Annotated in this window: 13 protein-coding genes; 10 read left to right on the top strand and 3 right to left on the bottom strand. The window is 57.9% G+C overall.

Going from position 1 to position 18,939, the window contains the following annotated elements:
* Positions 1–16 precede the first annotated feature (16 nt).
* Genes thiB through thiQ form a run of 3 tightly spaced genes read left to right on the top strand, consistent with a single transcriptional unit; the run spans position 17 to position 3,265 of the window.
* Positions 17–1,000 carry a thiamine ABC transporter substrate binding subunit gene (gene thiB / locus M8013_RS04845; RefSeq protein WP_271266679.1) on the top strand — a complete coding sequence of 328 codons (984 nt, stop codon included), beginning with the start codon at positions 17–19 and terminating at the stop codon, positions 998–1,000.
* Complete coding sequence (thiP, locus tag M8013_RS04840) at positions 976–2,586, top strand: thiamine/thiamine pyrophosphate ABC transporter permease ThiP (protein ID WP_271266678.1); 1,611 nt, start codon at positions 976–978, stop codon at positions 2,584–2,586. Before thiB ends, thiP begins: the two co-directional genes overlap by 25 nt.
* Complete coding sequence (thiQ, locus tag M8013_RS04835; RefSeq protein WP_271266677.1) at positions 2,570–3,265, top strand: thiamine ABC transporter ATP-binding protein ThiQ; 696 nt, start codon at positions 2,570–2,572, stop codon at positions 3,263–3,265. The genes thiP and thiQ overlap by 17 nt, the downstream gene beginning before the upstream one ends.
* Before the next feature lie 6 nt (positions 3,266–3,271).
* On the opposite strand, the gene M8013_RS04830 is transcribed toward thiQ, so the two are convergent.
* Together M8013_RS04830 and araC are read right to left on the bottom strand one after the other, a co-directional pair.
* On the bottom strand, positions 3,272–4,039 hold the full coding sequence (locus tag M8013_RS04830; protein WP_271266676.1) for a DedA family protein: 768 nt from the start codon (positions 4,037–4,039) through the stop codon (positions 3,272–3,274).
* 141 nt (positions 4,040–4,180) lie between these two features.
* Positions 4,181–5,026, bottom strand: a complete 846-nt coding sequence (araC, locus tag M8013_RS04825) for an arabinose operon transcriptional regulator AraC (RefSeq protein ID WP_271266675.1) — start codon at positions 5,024–5,026, stop codon at positions 4,181–4,183.
* A 335-nt stretch (positions 5,027–5,361) separates the two neighbouring features.
* On the opposite strand from araC, the gene araB reads away from it, so the two are divergent.
* The 6 genes from araB to rluA all read left to right on the top strand — a co-directional run bounded on the left by araB (position 5,362) and on the right by rluA (position 15,469).
* Positions 5,362–7,071 (top strand): ribulokinase, encoded by a 1,710-nt coding sequence (araB, locus tag M8013_RS04820; protein WP_271266674.1) that lies wholly within the window; start codon positions 5,362–5,364, stop codon positions 7,069–7,071.
* 10 nt (positions 7,072–7,081) lie between these two features.
* Positions 7,082–8,584: an L-arabinose isomerase gene (gene araA, locus M8013_RS04815; RefSeq protein ID WP_271266673.1), complete on the top strand. Its 1,503-nt coding sequence runs from the start codon at positions 7,082–7,084 to the stop codon at positions 8,582–8,584.
* A 51-nt stretch (positions 8,585–8,635) separates the two neighbouring features.
* Complete coding sequence (araD, locus tag M8013_RS04810) at positions 8,636–9,331, top strand: L-ribulose-5-phosphate 4-epimerase (protein WP_271266672.1); 696 nt, start codon at positions 8,636–8,638, stop codon at positions 9,329–9,331.
* Positions 9,332–9,404: 73 nt separating this feature from the next.
* The gene (gene polB / locus M8013_RS04805) at positions 9,405–11,762 is read left to right on the top strand and encodes a DNA polymerase II (RefSeq protein ID WP_271266671.1); all 2,358 of its coding nucleotides are present in this window, start codon (positions 9,405–9,407) and stop codon (positions 11,760–11,762) included.
* 128 nt (positions 11,763–11,890) lie between these two features.
* Positions 11,891–14,797, top strand: a complete 2,907-nt coding sequence (rapA, locus tag M8013_RS04800; RefSeq protein WP_271266670.1) for an RNA polymerase-associated protein RapA — start codon at positions 11,891–11,893, stop codon at positions 14,795–14,797.
* 12 nt (positions 14,798–14,809) lie between these two features.
* Complete coding sequence (rluA, locus tag M8013_RS04795; protein ID WP_271266669.1) at positions 14,810–15,469, top strand: bifunctional tRNA pseudouridine(32) synthase/23S rRNA pseudouridine(746) synthase RluA; 660 nt, start codon at positions 14,810–14,812, stop codon at positions 15,467–15,469.
* Between the two features lie 39 nt (positions 15,470–15,508).
* Here the strand turns inward: rluA and djlA are convergent, their stop codons facing one another.
* On the bottom strand, positions 15,509–16,324 hold the full coding sequence (djlA, locus tag M8013_RS04790) for a co-chaperone DjlA (RefSeq protein ID WP_271266668.1): 816 nt from the start codon (positions 16,322–16,324) through the stop codon (positions 15,509–15,511).
* 240 nt (positions 16,325–16,564) lie between these two features.
* On the opposite strand from djlA, the gene lptD reads away from it, so the two are divergent.
* Positions 16,565–18,913 carry an LPS assembly protein LptD gene (gene lptD, locus M8013_RS04785; protein WP_271266667.1) on the top strand — a complete coding sequence of 783 codons (2,349 nt, stop codon included), beginning with the start codon at positions 16,565–16,567 and terminating at the stop codon, positions 18,911–18,913.
* Positions 18,914–18,939: the final 26 nt, after the last annotated feature.

Raw genomic sequence — 18,939 nt, 5'->3', positions numbered from 1 at the left:
ATTCAAGAGGTGCAAAGTGTTCAAAACTGTTCTTCCCCTGCTGGCGCTGGTGGCGCTGCCTGCTGTTGCCAGTCCTGTCCTGACGGTCTATACCTACGACTCCTTCGCCGCCGACTGGGGCCCAGGCCCGGCAGTGAAAAAAGCCTTTGAAGCCGACTGCGGCTGTGAACTGAAATTCGTGGCGCTGGAAGATGGCGTCTCGCTGCTCAATCGTCTGCGCATGGAAGGCAAAAACAGCAAAGCCGACGTGGTGCTGGGTCTGGATAACAACCTGCTCGAAGCCGCCACACAAACCGGACTGTTTGCGAAAAGCGGCGTCGCAACGAATGCGCTAAACGTCCCCGGCGGCTGGAAAAACGACACCTTTGTGCCTTTCGATTACGGCTACTTCGCTTTCGTCTATGACAAAAATAAGCTGAAAAACCCGCCAAAAAGCCTGAAAGAGCTGGTTGAAAGTGACCAGAAATGGCGCGTGATCTACGAAGATCCCCGCACCAGTACCCCGGGTCTCGGCCTGCTGCTGTGGATGCAGAAAGTGTACGGCGATAAAACGCCGGAAGCCTGGCAGAAGCTGGCCGCCAAAACGGTCACCGTCACCAAAGGCTGGAGCGAAGCCTACGGTCTGTTCCTGAAAGGGGAAAGCGACCTGGTGCTGAGCTACACCACCTCGCCGGCTTACCACATAATTGCCGAGAAAAAAGACAACTACGCGGCCGCTGATTTTGCCGAAGGCCACTACCTGCAGGTGGAAGTTGCTGCCCGCACTTCTGCCAGCAAACAGCCGGAGCTGGCCGAAAAGTTCCTGAAATTTATGGTCTCACCGCCGTTCCAGAATGCCATTCCTGAGGGCAACTGGATGTATCCGGTTACCAACGTTACGTTACCGGCCGGTTTTGACACGCTGGTGAAACCGAAAACCACGCTGGAATTTACCCCGCACGAAGTCGCGGAAAAACGTGCCGCCTGGGTCAGTGAATGGCAACGCGCCGTCAGCCGCTAATCGCAGGCTGGCTGCTGCCGGGGCTGACGGCCGCCACGCTGATGGTGACCGTCGCGCTGGGGGCGTTTCTGGCCCTGTGGCTTAATGCGCCCGCCATCGACGTGGCGGCGCTGTGGCACGACAGCTATCTGTGGCACGTGATCCGCTTCTCGTTCTGGCAGGCGTTTTTGTCCGCACTGCTCTCCGTCGTGCCCGCCATCTTCCTCGCCCGCGCACTTTACCGGCGCCGCTTCCCTGGCAGGCAGGCGCTGCTGCGCCTGTGCGCCATGACCTTGATCCTGCCGGTGCTGGTGGCGGTGTTTGGTATTCTCAGCGTCTATGGCCGCCAGGGATGGCTTGCCGCCCTGTGCCAGATGCTCGGGCTGGAGTGGACCTTCTCGCCCTACGGCCTGCAGGGTATTTTGCTGGCGCACGTCTTTTTCAATATGCCGATGGCCACGCGGCTGCTGCTGCAGGCGCTGGAGAATATCCCCGGTGAACAGCGTCAGCTCGCCGCCCAGCTCGGCATGCGCGGCTGGTCGTTTTTCCGCTTCGTCGAGTGGCCCTGGCTGCGCCGACAAATCCCTCCGGTGGCGGCGTTAATTTTCATGCTGTGCTTCGCCAGCTTCGCCACGGTGCTGTCCCTGGGCGGTGGCCCGCAGGCCACTACCATCGAGCTCGCCATCTATCAGGCCCTGAGCTACGACTACGACCCCGGCCGCGCCGCGCTGCTGGCGATGGTGCAGATGTTCTGCTGCCTGGGGCTGGTGGTGCTAAGCCAGCGGCTGGGTAAAGCCATTGCGGTGGGCAGCAGCCAGCTTACCGGCTGGCGGGATCCGCAGGACAGCCTGCAGAGTCGCCTGACCGATGGCCTGCTTATCACGCTGGCGCTGCTGCTGCTGCTGCCGCCGCTGCTGGCGGTGGTGATCGACGGGCTGAACCTCAATTTGCTGTCGGTGCTGCAACAGCCGGTGCTGTGGCAGGCGCTCGGCACCTCGCTGCGCATTGCGCTGGGGGCGGGTTTGCTCTGCGTGGTGTTGACCATGATGCTGCTGTGGACCAGCCGCGAGCTGTATGCCCGGCAGGCAATCATTGCCGGACAGGCGTTGGATCTCAGCGGTATGTTGATTCTGGCGATGCCCGGCATTGTGCTGGCGAGCGGATTCTTCCTGCTGTTCAATAGCACCATCGGCCTGCCTGAATCAGCGGACGGTATCGTAATTTTCACCAACGCGCTGATGGCGATCCCCTATGCGCTGAAGGTGCTGGAAAACCCCATGCGCGACCTTAGCGCCCGCTACACGCAGCTTTGCGCCTCGCTGGGGATGCACGGCTGGCAGCGCCTCACCACGGTTGAGCTGCGCGCCCTGAAACGCCCGCTGGCCCAGGCGCTGGCGTTTGCCTGCGTGCTGTCGATCGGCGACTTCGGGGTCGTGGCGCTGTTTGGCAATGACGACTTCCGTACCTTGCCGTTCTGGCTGTATCAGCAGATTGGCTCGTATCGTAGCCAGGATGGCGCCGTCACGGCGCTGCTGCTGCTGCTACTGTGCTTTGCGCTATTTACCGTTATCGAAAAACTTCCGGGACGTGATGTTAAAACTGACTGATGTAACCTGGCTTTATCAGCACCTGCCGATGCGTTTCACGCTCTCTGTTCGTCAGGGGGAATTGATCGCGGTGCTCGGCCCCAGCGGGGCGGGGAAAAGTACGCTCCTGAATCTGGTCGCCGGTTTTCTGCAACCGGCCAGCGGCAGCATCACTATTGCCGAGCAAGACCACACCCAGACGCCGCCTTCTCAGCGTCCGGTGTCAATGCTGTTTCAGGAAAACAACCTCTTTACCCATCTGACGGTGCGCCAGAATATTGGCCTTGGGATGCATCCGGGGCTGCGGCTGAACGCCGACCAGCAGCTGAAGCTGAACAATATTGCGGCACAAATGGGGATCAACGATCTGCTGGAACGCCTGCCGGGCGAGCTTTCCGGCGGACAGCGTCAGCGTGCCGCTCTGGCGCGCTGTCTGGTGCGAGAACAGCCCATTTTGCTGCTGGATGAGCCCTTTTCAGCGCTCGATCCCGCTTTACGCCAGGAAATGCTGCTGCTGGTAAAAGAGGTCTGCGAGCGTCAGCAGCTGACAATGCTGATGGTGTCGCACAGCGTGGAGGATGCGGCAAGGATCGCCCCCCGCGCCGTGGTCGTGGCCGATGGGCGGATCGCCTGGGATGGCGATACCCAGGCGTTGGTGCAAGGCAAGGTTAGCGCGTCGCGGCTGTTAGGTATCGTCTAAACCCGATCAGCGGCTCACCACTTTCAGCAGGATCTCACCGTATACCGGCATCAGCGGGTGGCGAATCAGCGCCACCACCGCCATCACGGCCACACCCAGCATGACAGGTGCCACCCACAGCAGACGCCCACGCGGCAGATAAACGCTCAGTCGGTCGGCGCTTGCTTTACCGCTGCGCCACAGTCGCCAGCAGAGCCACGCCGCCAGCCACAGCAGCAGCGCACTTGCCAGCAGCAGCCATTTGAAGCCGCCGCTCTGCATCCCGGCAGGAATATCGATCGCCGCACCGGCCAGAATGCCCGGCAGGAAGTAGATCGGTGGCCAGAACAGGCAGCCAATCAGGTTCGGCACAATAAACTTCGACACCGGCAGATCGAGCATCCCCGCCACCATCGGCACCAGGGGGCGCGTCGGGCCGACAAAGCGGCCCACCAGAATGGTAAACATGCTGTGCTGGTGCAGGGCGTGTTCGGTCTTATCGAGCAGGGCTTTATTCTTCTTCATGAACGACCAGCGGTGCAGCGGCTTTTTAAAGCGCCAGCCCAGCCAGAATGAGATCCAGTCGCCCAGCAGACAGCCGACGATACCCGCCAGCCACGCCTGCCAGAAGTTAACCTCGCCGCTGCCGATCAGCGCCCCTAGCCCGGCCATCATTACCGTACCGGGTAAAATGAGTCCGACCAGTGCCAGAGATTCGAGAAAAGCCACTAACCCAATCGCGAAGAGCGAATAGGTAACGGACTGGGTAATGAAATGTTCCAGCAATGCCTGCATAACTCTTCCGGTCAGGTAACAAAGCAGGGATTCTGCGAAGACACGCCTGCTGCGTCAAGACATCAATTGTCTGAATAGTTTACCGGGTGTACGCGGCTTTCAGCGAATTCGTTTAGTTTTATTTACCTTTTGTTCACTTTTTTACTCACAGCCGGCGCGGAATTCGCTGGGGCTGGCGCCGGTGCATTTCTTAAACACGCGGGAAAAATAGAGTTGATCCTCAAAGCCCACGTTGCGCCCGACGCTGGCAATCGGCATCCGGGTGGTACTCAGCAGCAGTTTGGCCTGGCTGATACGCTGATCTTCGCGCCAGCTCAGGACGCTGACCCCTAGCTGCTGGCGGAACAGATGTGACAGGCGCGACGGGGAGAGGCAGACATGCTGGGCAACGCCGGCAATGTCGAACTGCCCGTCCGCCAGATGATCGCTAATGTACTGGCAGGCCTCGCGCACCCGGTGATCGAGCGGCGGGTTGAGCGACTCATTGATTGCCTCCATGCGCCTGAGCAACAGTTGCTCCAGCAGGTTGATCGCCAGCAGCTCGGCATAGCGGCCACCCGCCTGCCCGGCTTCGATGATCTGGGCAAAGAGTTCGCGAAACTGCGCCTGATGCGCGTCATCCGGTCGATAAAAACCCGTGTGCGCAAACATCGACGGCCAGCTGAGCCACTCCTGCCAGTAGGCGCGCGGGCGAAAGTAAACCCACTGGTGATACCACTCGCTGGCATCGGGATGGCGTCCGTAGTGGTGAATTTCCCCCGGCGGAAACAGCAGAATATCGCCCGGACGGCAGACATAGGTCTGATCGTTATTCTTTATCACCCCTTCCCCGCGCACGGTCAGATTGAGGATATAGCCCTTCATCCCCAGCGGTCGATCAACGTAAAAATCGAGATACCCCTCAGACTCAATAGGGGTTAAACCCGCGACCAGGTGCGCGTTAAACGAATAGCCCGGCAGCAGGGGATCACTTTGCGTTTCAGCCATAATTTCAATACTCCTGAGGGTCCTGAAGGAAACCAATTGTCCATATCAACAAAAACAGCATAAAAACCGGGCAATAAAAGATCTAAACGCTATCAGCGGTCTTATAGGTCCAGATTGATAACGCCTCCGTTGCGTTTTATCCGTAACAGGGTGCAGGTCAGCGGTAACAAAAGTGTCTATAACCGCGGCAGAAATGTCCACATTGAATATTTGCACGGCGTCACACTTTCTCATGTCACAGCAAAATCATCCATAAGATTAGCGGATCCTGCCTGACGATTTTCCCCCTCACTCTCTAATGTTCATGCATACCTGTTTTTTGATGGAGCAACAGCATGGCAATTGCGATTGGCCTGGACTTTGGCAGTGACTCGGTACGTGCCCTGGCAGTGGAGTGCACAACGGGCCAGGAGATAGCGACAAGCGTTGAGTGGTACCCGCGCTGGCAAGAGGGGCGCTTCTGTGATGCGCCGAATAATCAGTTTCGCCATCACCCACGCGACTATATCGAGTCGATGGAAGCGGCAATCAAAACGGTGCTGTCCGAATTGAACGACGCACAGCGCAGCCAGATCGTCGGGATTGGCGTGGACAGCACCGGTTCAACCCCGGCACCGATTGACGCCGACGGCCACGTGCTGGCACTGCGCCCGGAGTTTGCCGATAACCCGAACGCCATGTTCGTGCTGTGGAAAGACCATACCGCGGTGGAAGAAGCCGAAGCCATCACCCGTTTGTGCCATCAGCCAGGCAAGAACGACTACTCCCGCTACATTGGCGGCATTTACTCCAGCGAATGGTTCTGGGCCAAAATTCTGCACGTTACCCGCGAGGATGCCCGCGTGGCGCAGGCCGCAGTATCGTGGATTGAGCTCTGCGACTGGGTGCCTGCCCTGCTCTCCGGCACCACGCGTCCGCAGGATATTCGTCGTGGCCGCTGCAGCGCCGGGCACAAATCCCTGTGGCATGAAAGCTGGGGCGGTTTGCCGCCAGCCGCCTTCTTTGACGATCTCGATCCCATCATCAACCAAAACCTCGACTACCCGCTGTTTACCGACACCTGGACGGCCGATATCCCGGTGGGCGCGCTCTGTGCCGAGTGGGCAGAACGCCTGGGCTTGCCGCAGCAGGTGGCCATCTCCGGCGGCGCATTTGACTGCCATATGGGTGCGGTCGGCGCGGGCGCGCAGCCCAACACGCTGGTGAAGGTGATTGGCACCTCCACCTGCGACATTCTGACTGCGGATAAAGCCAGCGTGGGCGACCGCGCGGTGAAAGGCATTTGCGGCCAGGTCGACGGCAGCGTGGTTCCTGACTTTATCGGTCTGGAAGCGGGTCAGTCCGCTTTCGGTGACATCTACGCCTGGTTTGGCCGGGTGCTGGGCTGGCCGCTGGATCAGCTGGCGGCTGCCCATCCGGAGCTGAAATCCCAGATTGACGTCAGCAAGAAACAGCTGCTGGTGCAGTTAACCGACGCCTGGGCCAAAAATCCGTCCCTTGACCATCTTCCGGTAGTACTCGACTGGTTTAACGGTCGCCGTACGCCAAATGCCAACCAGCGTTTGAAAGGGGTGATTACCGATCTGAATCTCGCCACCGACGCCCCGGCGCTGTTCGGCGGCCTGGTTGCCGCTACCGCCTTCGGTGCGCGCGCCATTATGGAGTGCTTCACCGAACAGGGTATCGACGTCAACAACGTGATGGCGCTGGGCGGGATCGCCCGTAAGAACCCGGTGATCATGCAGGCCTGCTGCGATGTCCTGAACCGCCCACTGCAGATCGTCGCCTCCGACCAGTGCTGCGCCCTTGGCGCTGCCATCTTCGCAGCCGTGGCGGCAGGCGTGCATGCCGATATCCCGACCGCGCAACAGCATATGGCAAGCGAGGTGGAAATCACCCTACAGCCGCGTGCGCAGCAGGCGCAACGCTTTGAACAGCTCTATCAGCGCTATCAGCAATGGTCGAAGAGCGCTGAACAGCACTATCTCCCTGTCGCCGCCCCGGTTAAGAACAGCCCGGAATCCACGGCAACCCTGACACATTAAGGACACGATAATGACGATTTTTAATAATTATGAAGTGTGGTTTGTGATTGGTAGCCAGCATCTTTATGGGCCGGAAGCCCTGCGCCAGGTGACTCAGCACGCTGAACATGTTGTGAATGCACTGAATGCAGAAGCGAAACTGCCCTGCAAGCTGGTTCTGAAACCACTCGGGACTTCGCCGGACGAGATTACCCATATCTGCCGCGATGCCAACTACGATGACAAATGCGCAGGTCTGGTGGTGTGGCTGCACACCTTCTCCCCGGCCAAGATGTGGATCAACGGTCTCACGATCCTCAACAAACCGCTGCTGCAATTCCATACCCAGTTCAACGCCGCGCTGCCGTGGGACAGCATCGACATGGACTTTATGAACCTGAACCAGACCGCACACGGCGGCCGCGAGTTCGGCTTCATCGGCGCACGTATGCGTCAGCAACACGCCGTCGTCACCGGTCACTGGCAGGATCAACAGGCCCACAAACGTATTGGTTCGTGGATGCGTCAGGCGGTATCAAAACAGGATACCCGCCAGCTGAAAGTGGCACGCTTCGGCGACAACATGCGTGAAGTGGCGGTCACCGACGGCGATAAAGTCGCCGCGCAGATCAAGTTTGGTTTTTCGGTCAACACCTGGGCGGTGGGTGACCTGGTGCAGGTGGTCAACGAGGTCAGCGACGGCGATGTGAATGCGCTGATCGATGATTACGAAAGCAGCTACCGCCTGACGGCCGCCGCGCAAATCAACGGCGACAAGCGCCAGAACGTGCTGGATGCCGCCCGCATTGAGCTGGGCATGAAGCGCTTCCTCGAACAGGGTGGCTTCCATGCTTTTACCACCACTTTTGAAGATCTTCACGGCCTGAAGCAGCTGCCAGGCCTGGCGGTACAACGTCTGATGCAGCAGGGCTACGGCTTTGCGGGCGAAGGCGACTGGAAAACTGCCGCCCTGCTACGCATCATGAAAGTGATGTCGACCGGTCTGCAGGGCGGCACCTCGTTTATGGAGGATTACACCTACCACTTCGAGAACGGCAACGATCTGGTGCTGGGCTCGCACATGCTGGAAGTGTGTCCATCGATCGCGGTTGACGAAAAACCGATCCTCGACGTGCAGCACCTGGGCATTGGCGGCAAAGCCGATCCCGCCCGTCTGATCTTCAACACCCGCACCGGCCCGGCAATTAACGCCAGCCTGATCGATCTGGGCGATCGCTACCGTCTGCTGGTCAACTGTGTTGATACGGTAGAAACCCCGCACGCTCTGCCGAACCTGCCGGTGGCTAACGCCCTGTGGAAAGCTCAGCCAGATCTGTCTACCGCATCCGAAGCCTGGATCGTGGCCGGCGGCGCGCACCATACCGTGTTCAGCCACGCGCTGGACCTCAACGACATGCGTCAGTTCGCTGAACTGCACGACATCGAGCTGGCGGTGATTGATAACGACACGCGTATGCCGGCCTTCAAAGACGCCCTGCGCTGGAACGAAGTCTATTACGGTTCAAAACGTTAACAGGGGAACCTTTGGCCTGCCGCAGGGCGGGCCTTTTTTCCTGGAGGATGCATGTTAGAAGATCTCAAACGTCAGGTTCTGGAAGCCAATCTGGCCCTGCCGGAACATAATCTCGTGACCCTGACCTGGGGCAACGTCAGTGCAGTCGATCGTGAACACGGCGTGTTTGTCATTAAACCGTCCGGCGTCGATTACCGGGTGATGACCGCCGACGATATGGTGGTGGTGAGCCTTGCGACCGGCGAAGTGGTGGAAGGAAAGAAAAAGCCCTCCTCCGATACGCCCACCCACCGACTGCTGTATCAATCCTTCCCGTCGATTGGCGGCATCGTGCATACCCACTCCCGCCACGCCACCATCTGGGCTCAGGCCGGGCAGGCGATCCCGGCGACCGGCACTACCCATGCCGACTATTTCTACGGCACCATTCCTTGCACCCGCATGATGACCGATGCCGAGATTAACGGGGAGTATGAGTGGGAAACCGGCAACGTGATTGTCGAAACCTTTGAGCAACAGGGTCTCGACGCGGCGCAGATGCCGGGGGTGCTGGTGCACTCCCACGGCCCGTTTGCGTGGGGCAAAAATGCCGAAGACGCGGTACATAACGCCATCGTGCTGGAAGAGGTGGCCTATATGGGCATCTTCTGCCGCCAGCTGGCGCCACAGTTGCCGGACATGCAGCAAACCCTGCTCGATAAGCACTACCTGCGCAAGCACGGCGCAAAGGCGTATTACGGGCAATAGCTGTATAAAACCCCAGCAAAACACCCTCAACCAGGCTATACTCAGGCCTGGTTTTGTTTTATGAGAGAGCGGCGTGGCGCAGGCGCAAGAAGGTTTTTTACTGACCCGACACTGGCGGGATACACCGCAGGGCACAGAGGTCGAATTCTGGCTGGCGACCGACAACGGTCCATTAAACGTCATCCTGCCTGCGCAGGAGTCCGTTGCATTCATACCTGAACCGCATGTTGAAAAAGCCAGACAGCTGCTGCGCGACGAAAACGGCTGGCGGCTGACGCCGCTTGAACTGAAAGATTTCCAGCGCCGCCCGGTTTATGGCCTCTATTGCCGCGCCCACCGCCAGTTGATGCGCTATGAAAAGCTGCTACGCGAGGCGGGCGTAACCCTGTACGAAGCCGATACCCGTCCCCCGGAGCGCTTTTTGATGGAGCGCTTTATTACCGCTCCCGTCTGGGTAGAGGGTACTGTGCAGGGCGACAGGCTGATTAATGCCCGTCTTAAACCCCATCCGCACTATCGGCCGCCGCTGAAATGGGCGTCGATCGATATTGAAACCACCCGCCACGGCGAACTGTACTGCATTGGTATTGAAGGCTGTGGCCAGCGGGTTGTCTATATGCTGGGCCCGGCCAACGGCGATACCTCCGGGCTCGATTTTCAGCTTGAGTACGTTAACAGCCGTCCTCAACTGCTGGAAAAGCTCAATGCCTGGATAGCGCAGCACGATCCCGACGTCCTGATCGGCTGGAACGTGGTGCAGTTCGATCTACGGGTCCTGCAAAAGCACGCCGAGCGCTACCGCATTCCGCTGCTGCTCGGGCGCGGTAACAGCGAGCTGGAGTGGCGCGAGCACGGTTTTAAGAACGGCGTCTTCTTTGCCCAGGCACGCGGGCGCCTCATCATCGATGGTATTGAGGCCTTAAAATCGGCCTTCTGGAGCTTCTCGTCGTTTTCGCTGGAAGCGGTGTCGCAAGAACTGCTCGGCGAGGGCAAGTCCATCGACAATCCCTGGGATCGGATGGATGAGATCGACCGCCGGTTTGCGCAGGATAAACCGGCCCTGGCGACCTATAACCTGAAAGACTGCGAGCTGGTGACGCGCATTTTCCACAAAACCGAGATCATGCCGTTCCTGCTGGAGCGTGCCACGGTCAACGGACTGGCGGTTGACCGGCACGGCGGATCCGTCGCTGCCTTCAGTCACCTCTATTTCCCGCGCATGCACCGGGCGGGCTATGTCGCCCCCAACCTCGGCGACGTGCCGCCGCAGGCCAGCCCTGGCGGCTACGTGATGGATTCCCGACCAGGGTTGTACGACTCGGTGCTGGTGCTGGACTATAAAAGCCTCTACCCGTCGATTATCCGCACCTTCCTGATCGATCCGGTCGGGCTGGTAGAAGGCATGGCGCAGCCCGATGAACAGCACAGCACCGAAGGCTTTCTCGGGGCCCGTTTTTCCCGAAGCACACACTGCTTGCCGGATATTGTCAGCCAAATCTGGCACGGTCGCGATGATGCCAAACGCCACGGCAACAAGCCTCTCTCCCAGGCCCTGAAGATCATTATGAACGCCTTTTATGGCGTGCTCGGCACCAGCGCCTGCCGCTTCTTTGATCCGCGCCTGGCATCATCGATCACCATGCGCGGACATGAAATTATGCGCCAGACCAAAGCGCTGATTGAGTCTCAAGGCTATGACGTGATTTATGGCGATACCGACTCGACCTTCATCTGGCTCAAAAGCGCGCACAGCGAAGAAGACGCGGTCGCTATTGGCCAGAGGCTGGTGGCCTACGTGAACGACTGGTGGCTTGCCCATCTGCAGCAAGCGGGCTTAACCAGCACCCTTGAGCTGGAGTTTGAGACCCACTTCTGCCGCTTTTTGATGCCGACCATTCGTGGCACCGACCAGGGCAGCAAGAAGCGCTATGCCGGTTTGATTCAGGAGGGCGAAAGCCAGCGCATGGTCTTTAAAGGACTGGAAACCGTGCGCACCGACTGGACGCCAATGGCACAGCGCTTTCAGCAGGAGCTGTATCTGAAAATCTTCCGTAACGAACCCTACCAGGACTACATACGTGAAACCATCGCCAGCCTGATGGCGGGCGAGCTGGATAGTCAGCTGGTGTACCGCAAGCGCCTGCGTCGCCCGCTGGCGGAGTACCAGCGAAACGTCCCGCCGCACGTTCGCGCTGCGCGGCTTGCCGACGAAGAGAATGTCCGGCGTGGCCGTGCGCCGCAGTATCAGAATCGGGGTACCATTAAATATGTCTGGACCACCAGCGGCCCGGAGCCGGTGGATTATCAGCACTCGCCGCTGGACTACGATCACTACCTTACGCGCCAGCTGCAGCCCGTGGCAGAAGGAATATTACCGTTTATGGACGACGATTTTGCTACACTGATGACGGGACAGTTGGGGCTATTTTGACAGGTGACGAAATCGCTGCCATCCAGTACCATAGCGCCCTTTCCATTCCCGGACCCATTTTTCGATTGCCGTCATTTAGCGCGGTGGTTGAACTATTGCCTGCAATTAAAGATTAGAGCCGAACAAATATGCCTTTTACACTTGGTCAACGCTGGATCAGCGATACAGAAAGCGAACTTGGATTAGGAACGGTAGTTGCGCTGGATGCGCGTATGGTCACTTTCCTTTTCTCCGCAACCGGTGAAAACCGCCTGTATTCTCGCAATGATTCCCCTGTCACCCGCGTGATGTTCAACCCGGGCGACACCGTTACCAGCCATGAAGGCTGGCAGCTGAAGATTGAAGACGTAAAAGAAGAGAATGGATTGCTCGCGTATATCGGTACGCGTCTCGATACCGAAGAGTCTGATGTGATGCTGCGCGAAGTGCTGCTCGACAGCAAACTGGTGTTCAGCAAGCCTCAGGACCGCCTGTTCGCCGGTCAGATTGACCGTATGGATCGCTTCTCGCTGCGCTATCGTGCGCGCAAATTCCAGAGCGAACAGTACCGGATGCCGTGGAGCGGCCTGCGCGGTCAGCGCACCAGCCTGATCCCCCACCAGCTTAATATTGCCCATGACGTGGGCCGTCGCCATGCGCCGCGCGTTCTGCTGGCTGATGAAGTCGGTTTAGGTAAAACCATCGAAGCGGGCATGATTTTGCACCAGCAACTGCTCGCGGGCGCAGCCGAACGCGTGCTGATTGTGGTGCCGGAAACCTTACAGCACCAGTGGCTGGTGGAGATGCTGCGCCGCTTCAACCTGCGTTTCTCCCTGTTCGATGATGAGCGCTATGCCGAAGCCCAGCATGATGCCGATAACCCGTTCGAAACCGAACAGCTGGTGATCTGCTCCCTGGACTTTGTTCGCCGGAGCAAGCAGCGTCTCGAACACCTGTGTGATGCCGAATGGGACATCATGGTGGTCGATGAAGCACACCATCTGGTCTGGAGCGAAGACGCGCCAAGCCGCGAGTACATGGCGATTGAACAGCTGGCCGAACGCGTGCCGGGGATCCTGCTGCTGACCGCAACGCCGGAGCAGCTGGGTCTGGAAAGCCACTTTGCGCGTCTGCGCCTGCTCGATCCGAGCCGCTTCCACGACTTTGCGCAGTTTGTTGAAGAGCAAAAAAATTACCGCCCGGTGGCCGATGCCGTTGCCCTGCTGCTGGCAGGCAAGCATCTGTCCAACGACGAGCTCAATACCCTGAGCGATCTGATTGGCGAACAAGATATCGAGCCCTTACTGCAGGCCGCCAACAGCGACCGTGACGGCGCTGAAGCCGCACGTCAGGAGCTGGTCTCGATGCTGATGGACCGACACGGCACCAGCCGCGTCCTGTTCCGTAACACCCGTAACGGGGTGAAAGGTTTCCCGAAACGCGAGCTGCACACCATCCGTCTGCCGCTGCCTACCCAGTACCAGACCGCGATCAAAGTCTCTGGCATCATGGGCGCACGCAAAACGGCGGAAGAGCGCGCCCGCGATATGCTGTATCCAGAACAGATTTACCAGGAATTTGAAGGCGACAGCGGTACCTGGTGGAACTTCGATCCGCGCGTTGAGTGGCTGATGGGTTACCTGACGGCAAATCGCTCCCAGAAAGTGCTGGTCATTTGCGCCAAAGCCACGACTGCGCTCCAGCTTGAGCAGGTTCTGCGCGAGCGGGAAGGAATTCGCGCAGCCGTGTTCCATGAAGGCATGTCGATCATTGAACGCGACCGCGCAGCGGCCTGGTTCTCCGAAGAGGACAGCGGCGCACAGGTTCTGCTGTGTTCCGAAATCGGCTCCGAAGGGCGTAACTTCCAGTTCGCCAGCCGTCTGGTGATGTTCGATCTGCCGTTCAACCCGGATCTGCTGGAACAGCGTATTGGTCGTCTGGACCGTATTGGCCAGGCCCACGATATCCAAATTCATGTGCCGTATCTGGAAAAAACCGCCCAGTCAGTGCTGGTGCGTTGGTTCCACGAAGGGCTGGATGCGTTTGAGCATACCTGCCCGACCGGCCGCACCATTTACGACAACGTTCATAGCGAGCTGACCGGTTTCCTTGCATCACCGGAAACCACCGACGGCTTTGACGATCTGATCAAAGTCTGTCGTGAACAACACGACGCGCTGAAAGTGCAGCTGGAACAGGGCCGGGATCGCCTGCTGGAGATCCACTCTAACGGCGGTGAAAAAGCGCAGGCGTTGGCCGAAAGCATTGAAGAGCAGGATGACGATACCAGCCTGATTAGCTTTGCCATGAACCTGTTCGATATCGTCGGTATTAACCAGGACGATCGCGGGGAGAACATGATTGTGCTCACCCCGTCCGATCATATGCTGGTCCCGGACTTCCCGGGTCTGCCGGAAGATGGCTGCACCATCACCTTCGAACGTGATGTGGCTCTGTCTCGTGAAGACGCACAGTTCATTACCTGGGAACACCCGTTGATTCGTAACGGCCTGGATCTGATCCTCTCCGGGGATACCGGCAGCAGCACCATTTCGCTGTTGAAGAACAAAGCCTTGCCCGTGGGCACGCTGTTGCTTGAGCTGATTTACGTTGTGGAAGCCCAGGCGCCAAAACAGCTGCAGCTTAACCGCTTCCTGCCTGCCACGCCGGTGCGTTTGCTGCTCGATAAGAACGGCACCAACCTGGCGGCACAGGTCGAGTTCGAAAGCTTTAACCGTCAGCTGAGCGCGGTCAATCGTCATACTGGCAGTAAGCTGGTGAACGCCGTTCAGCAGGACGTTTATGCCATTCTGCAGCAGGGTGAAACACAGATTGAGAAAGCGGCTCGCGTATTGATCGATGCTGCGCGCAGCGAAGCGGATGAAAAACTGTCGGCGGAGCTTTCTCGTCTGGAAGCGCTGAGAGCGGTGAACCCGAATATCCGTGACGATGAGCTGGCGGCGATCGAAAGTAATCGTCAGCAGGTGCTCGAAAGCCTGGACGAGGCGGGCTGGCGTCTGGATGCGCTGCGCCTCATCGTTGTGACGCATCAGTAAACGAGGCGCAAAATGGTAATGGAACCCTACAATCCGCCGCAGGATCCGTGGCTGGTCATTCTGTATCAGGATGAACACATTATGGTGGTCAACAAGCCGAGCGGCTTGTTGTCCGTGCCCGGCAGGCTGGAGGAGCACAAAGACAGCGTGATGACGCGCATCCAGCGCGATCATCCGCAGGCGGAGTCCGTCCACCGTCTGGACATGGCTACCAGTGGTGTGATTGTGGTGGCGCTGACCAAGGCGGCAGAGCGCGAGCTTAAGCGCCAGTTTCGCGAGCGCGAGACGAAGAAACAGTACGTGGCGCGCGTCTGGGGGCATCCGCAACCGGCCGAAGGGCTGGTTGATCTGCCGCTGATCTGCGACTGGCCGAACCGTCCGAAGCAGATGGTGTGCTATGAGACCGGCAAAGCGGCGCAAACCGAGTATGAAGTGCTGGAGTACGCGGCGGATAATAGCGCGCGGGTGCGCTTAAAACCGATTACCGGCCGCTCGCACCAGCTGCGTGTGCATATGCTGGCGTTAGGACATCCGATTCTGGGTGACCGCTTTTATGCCTCACCAGAAGCACTGGCAATGGCACCCCGCCTGCAGCTGCACGCCGAGATGCTGACCATTACCCACCCGGAATATGGCACGCCAATGACCTTTAAGGCGCCGGTAGATTTTTGACAGGTTGCCCGGCAGCGCTTTGCTAGCCGGGCTTCATCCTTACTTAAAGCCTTTCTGCTCTTTAATCAGTTCGTACGCTTTCTGAATTTCCTGCGCTTTCTGCTTTGCCATCTCCATCATTTCCGGCGGTAAACCTTTCGCCACCAGCTTATCCGGATGGTGCTCGCTCATCAGCTTGCGGTAGGCGCGCTTGATGGTCGTCGCTTCGTCAGTAGGCTTTACACCCAGCACATTGCAGGCATCTTCCAGCGTCGGTCCACGCTGCGCTTGCTGCCAACCGCCGCCTGCCTGCTGTTGTTGATAGCCGCCGCCAAAGTGTGCCCCGCCCTGCATCATGCGCAGGAACTGATCGAACTGGCTGCGGGAGATGCCCAGCTCTTCGGCAATCACGTACAGCACCGTACGTTCGTTAGGGTGCAATGAGCCGTCAGCGAACGCAGCCTGGATCTGAATTTCCAGAAACATCCGGATTAAGTCAGAACGGCCGAAGCAGATGCCGCGAAACTGACGCATTTTTTCGCGCAGGGGATAGTTATCCGCCTTGCCGATACGAAACGCGTGCTGCGCCGCCGCCCGGGAATCTCCGTGCAGGTTCATGCGGTCCATAAACTGGCTGGCGATGTGGATGTCGGCCTCGGTCACCCGCCCTTTCGATTTGGTCAGATGGCCCATCACTTCAAAGGTGGTGGCAAAAAAAAGTGCCTGACGATCGCGTTGATTGGCAAACCACGCCATCTTACGACTTCGTGCTTTATCAAACATATGGCCGATAATCAGCCCCAAAAGGATGCCCCAGAAGCCTGCGCCCATCAGTAAAGCGAAGGCCACGCCGATAATTTTTCCCCAATACTGCATATACTCCCCAAATGGTGATGTATTTGATTCCGCGCAACGCCATCATTCCGCGAATCGAGCCACGGTCAATTGAAGGACATCGCCTATAATTTGCATTATCATACTCGTCATTCAATAGCGAGCCTATCACCACTGCTCGCCTACGGGCAGGATTAACGCTGGCACTGCGATGATGAGTAAGATAGTCTCTGACCGTTTGCCAGCGATAAGCCACTGATGACGGAACACAAAATAAAACGTATGAAAAAACGTATCCCCACCCTCCTGGCCACGATGATAGCTGCCGCCTTGTACAGTCAACAAGGGCTGGCGGCCGATCTCGCCTCGCAATGTATGCTGGGTGTCCCTAGCTACGATCGCCCGCTGGTGCAGGGTGATACGAACGCGCTGCCGGTCACCATTACCGCTGATAATGCGAAAGGTAACTATCCTGACGATGCCGTGTTCAGCGGCAATGTGGATATTAACCAGGGCAACAGCCGCCTGCTGGCCGATGAAGTCCAGCTGCATCAAAAGCAGCCTGAAGGCGCAGCAGAGCCGGTACGCACGGTGGATGCACTCGGTAATGTGCACTATGACGATAATCAGGTCATTCTGAAAGGTCCGAAAGCCTGGTCGAATCTGAATACCAAAGATACCAACGTCTGGGAAGGTGATTATCAGATGGTTGGACGTCAGGGTCGCGGTAAAGCCGACCTGATGAAGCAGCGCGGCGAAAACCGCTACACCATTCTCGAGAATGGGACTTTTACGTCCTGTCTGCCAGGCTCTGATACCTGGAGCGTGGTCGGTAGCGAAGTGATCCACGACCGCGAAGAGCAGGTTGCTGAGATCTGGAACGCCCGCTTTAAGCTCGGCCCGGTACCGGTCTTCTACAGCCCTTATATGCAGCTGCCGGTAGGTGATAAACGTCGGTCGGGCTTTTTAATCCCGAATGCCCGCTACAGCACCAGCAATTATTTCGAATTTTACCTGCCGTACTACTGGAACATCGCGCCCAATATGGACGCCACGATCACACCGCACTATATCCACAAGCGCGGCAACATCATGTGGGAAAACGAGTTCCGTTATCTGTCGCAGGCGGGTGCAGGTCTGATGGAGCTCGACTACCTGCCATCGGATAAAGTCTTTGAAGATGAACACCCAACCGAGGGCGAGCGCCACCGCTGGCTGTACTACTGGCAGCACGCCGGGGTGATGGACCAGGTATGGCGTTTTAATATTGACTATACCAAGGTCAGCGATCCTCACTATTTCAACGACTTCTCGTCGAAGTACGGTTCCAGTACCGACGGCTATGCCACGCAGATCTTCAGCGCGGGCTATGCGGTGCAGAACTTTGACGCCACAGTATCAACCAAACAGTTCCAGGTCTTCAGTACTCAAAACTCCAATACGTATGCTGCCGAACCGCAGCTGGACGTTAACTGGTACCAGAATGACGTTGGGCCGTTCGATACCCGCGTTTATGCCCAGGCGGTGCATTTCGTCAATACTAACAACAACATGCCAGAAGCCACGCGTCTCCACCTGGAGCCGACGATTAATCTGCCTGTATCAAATGATTGGGGAAGCCTCGACACCGAAGTTAAGCTGATGGCGACGCACTATCAGCAAGAAAACTTTGAGACGTACAACGCCACAAACGGTACCCGGCTGGAAGATTCCGTTAACCGTACGCTGCCGCAGTTTAAAATGGACGGCAAACTGGTCTTTGAACGCGATATGAACTGGAGCGAAGGCTATACCCAGACGCTGGAGCCGCGTGCCCAGTATCTGTATGTGCCATATCGCGATCAGAGCAATATTCAGAACTACGACTCTGCGTTCCTGCAATCGGACTACAGCGGCCTGTTCCGCGACCGTACTTACGGCGGTCTGGACCGTATCGCGTCGGCGAACCAGGTTACGACCGGGGTCACAACTCGCGTTTATGATAATGCGGCAGTTGAACGTTTTAATGCTTCTGTTGGTCAAATCTACTATTTCACCGAAGCCCGAACCGGTGATGACAATATCCAATGGGAGCAGAACGACAAAAAAGGGGCACTGGTCTGGGCCGGCGATACTTACTGGCGTATGACCGATCGCTGGGGTCTGCGCGGCGGCGTGCAGTACGATACGCGTCTGAACAACGTTGCCACCGGCAGCGGTACCATCGAGTATCGTCGTGATGAAGACCGACTGCTGCAGCTGAGCTATCGCTACGCCAGTCCGGAATACATCCAGGCGACATTGCCTAACTATGCGTCGGCCGAGCAGTATAAAGAGGGCATTTCGCAGGTGGGCGGTACCGCAAGTTGGCCGATTGTTGACCGCTGGTCCGTTGTCGGTGCCTACTACTTTGACACCAATACCAGCAAACCGGCGGATCAGATGGTGGGTCTGCAGTACAGCTCCTGCTGTTACGCGATCCGCGTTGGCTATGAACGTAAGCTGAACGGTTGGGATAACACCCGAGCGCAAAGCGAATACGATAAAGTTATCGGCTTTAACATCGAACTGCGTGGCCTGAGCTCTAACTACGGTCTGGGTACACAGCAGATGCTGCGGTCGAATATTCTGCCGTACCAAAATTCGTTGTAATGCATTGAATTGAAACGTAATCCGCA

The organism is Silvania confinis (assembly GCF_025564085.1).
GTDB lineage: Bacteria > Pseudomonadota > Gammaproteobacteria > Enterobacterales > Enterobacteriaceae > Enterobacter > Enterobacter confinis.
The sequence above is the reverse complement of the archived record's forward strand: the minus strand, read 5'-3'. Positions and strand labels throughout refer to the sequence as shown.